This window comes from Bartonella sp. CM86QHHN (assembly GCF_042194695.1).
In the GTDB taxonomy this organism is placed as follows: domain Bacteria; phylum Pseudomonadota; class Alphaproteobacteria; order Rhizobiales; family Rhizobiaceae; genus Bartonella.
Genome location: NZ_JBHIND010000040.1, coordinates 1 through 2,454 on the forward strand (window position 1 = coordinate 1; position 2,454 = coordinate 2,454).

Genomic DNA, 2,454 nt, shown 5'->3' on the forward strand with positions numbered 1-2,454 from the left:
TATCAAAATAATCATTATGATATTTTAAAAGCACATGCTTCATTTGTCTTTTTTCCATAAAATAAACAGCAAATTTCACTACTTTGCTGATCTTATCCTATGCCATGGGCTGTGGATAAGTACCTTTAAAAACCCTTTTGAAAAAATTATCGGCTTTTTTAGCATTTTTTCCAGTTTTCTCACTATTCATTCAAAATGGATTTAATAAGCTTCGTTTTGATTCTTTTGATAAGAATTAACCCCCTCATATGAAAACGGAGCTCTGTTGTAACAGGGCATGAACTGGATCATTTGCACGTGAATTATGAAGATGTAGAGCCTTATCCAGTGACCTTTAAAAAGGGTAATCCCAAATTAACTGATATCCCTAATTCCGAAAAGTTTTATTACGTGACTGAAATGGAATTCGCAAAAGCAGGTAAAGAGAAAAATTAAACCACTGTTATTTATAATAACAGATATCCCTCTTGAAGCTTATGAGTATATCGTCAATGGCGAGCCCGCTCTTGAATGGATTATGGGGCATCAATGTGTAAAGACAGATAAAAAGAGTGGCATTGTTAATGATGCCAATCACTATGCTGTTAAAACCGTTGGAAATCCTGCTTATCCATTGGATTTGTTTCAAAGGGTTATTAGCGTAAGTTTAGAAACAATGAAAATCGTGAAAAAACTACCAAAATTAGAAATAAGAGGAACTGAATAGACTTGGCATGCTAAACTCACAAAGGGGTATAAGGTCTTATACCTATAGGCTCTATACCCCCTTTATAAATAGCTTACATACAATCTTTAAAAGGATAATTTATCATGCGTTATTCTAAAAAGAAATCATTTGACTTTTAAAACACTGTATTTTGGATTGCAAAGCTTATACCGTAATCTAAAATGATAGCTTTGTTTAAAGAGAGTTATGTATATTCATTTTCTTATATTACTTATAGGCTTTGAAGGTTTCTCACACCCTCAAAATACCTTCAAAAATATATCGTGGGTTGTGTTTATAGGTTGTATCTTGATATAGGTTGTTTATTAAAAAAATATATAAAGGGGGTCAAAAGGAATACTCAAAAACCTCAAAACTCATAACCACAATAGTCTTGATAACATTTCTTATGATTATAATCCCTTTCTTTTGAAAGGCTTTAAAGGATCATATGCTTTTTATAAAGCACGTCTTAATCATTCTCTAAATCATAAGTTTATCTATTCAAATGAACTGATAAAATTCATAAAAGGGATTTTAATAACGTAATCAGTTTTTACTTTCATACGCTTTTCATAAGACACGCGTTAATTACTCACTAAAATAATCTATTTTGTCAGTTCAATTTACTGACACATAACTGACAGGTTTTAATCAATTCACATCATTGGTTATCTTTCAAGATTGTACTCTTGATATGGGTTATGTTTTAAAGATATTAAACTATTGAAATATAATGTTTTTAATTTTTACTCATAAAAAAAATAATAGAGGGTCTTAAAAGGAACTGACAACACTGACACGGTCTATTAAAAGAGATTTTGCTCATCTCTATAATTATCAGTTTCTATTGAGATGTTTTCATAACAGTCTATAAATCGTAATTATCCTATTTATCGTTTCTCTTATGAAAATGAAAAATGATGCGGTGGCTATAAAGCATATAACAGCTATAGAGAATGCATAAAAACAGCAAGGTTTTATAATCATAATGCAAATGAAAGGGTTGGTTATAAAGACCATCTCTATGAAAAGCTGTTAAGTTGCAAATGTGTTATAAAAAAAATTCACAAAAAAATTAAAATTCATTTAGTGAAAAAAACTGATAGGTTATAAAGTTAAAAATACGCACTATGAGAGCGTTTCTAAATATTATCAATGTATAGATTCAGAAAATAACGCAATCGTTTCATAAAGCCCATAATATAGCTTTAAAAGCATATAAATATAAAAGAAGCAATTAATAGGCATAAGATATTATCAATACATAACGTATTAAAAAAATACAAAAAAATATCAAAAAAGATAAAATATTATTTGACAATAAATACGTATTTTGTTATATAAATAATCAAGTGATTGAAAAACACTTAATCGTTAGCGGATTGGTTACGAAACAACCCTTCCCATTCTTTAAAATACTGACTTTCTTTTATGCTACCATTAGCATATAATGATTATGTCGGGTGTGGTTATGCTATACAATACTCTTTATGAGGAAAGCATAACAGCGGACTAACGACCGTGTTTTTCAGCACCCGGCGCCCTTATGGGCTGTTAATGAAAAATTTTAATTTCGTTAGGAAAAAACTATGAAAACTATAGTAAAAAACACCCCCGTTATCTCTAATATTTCAAATGAAACCGCGCTTGCTAATCAACAAGAGCCTGCAAAAAAATACGAATTTATTGATGATTGTGAATATATCGATGGTCATTTCTTAACTCGAATTAGAGCCTTAAGAGAT

At 29.9% G+C, this 2,454-nt stretch carries 1 pseudogene; it reads left to right on the forward strand.

Annotation, left to right across the window (positions count from 1 at the left end):
• Positions 1-264 precede the first annotated feature (264 nt).
• A pseudogene (locus tag ACFIKX_RS03295) lies at positions 265-706 on the forward strand (type ISP restriction/modification enzyme); the annotation flags it as partial.
• Positions 707-2,454: the final 1,748 nt, after the last annotated feature.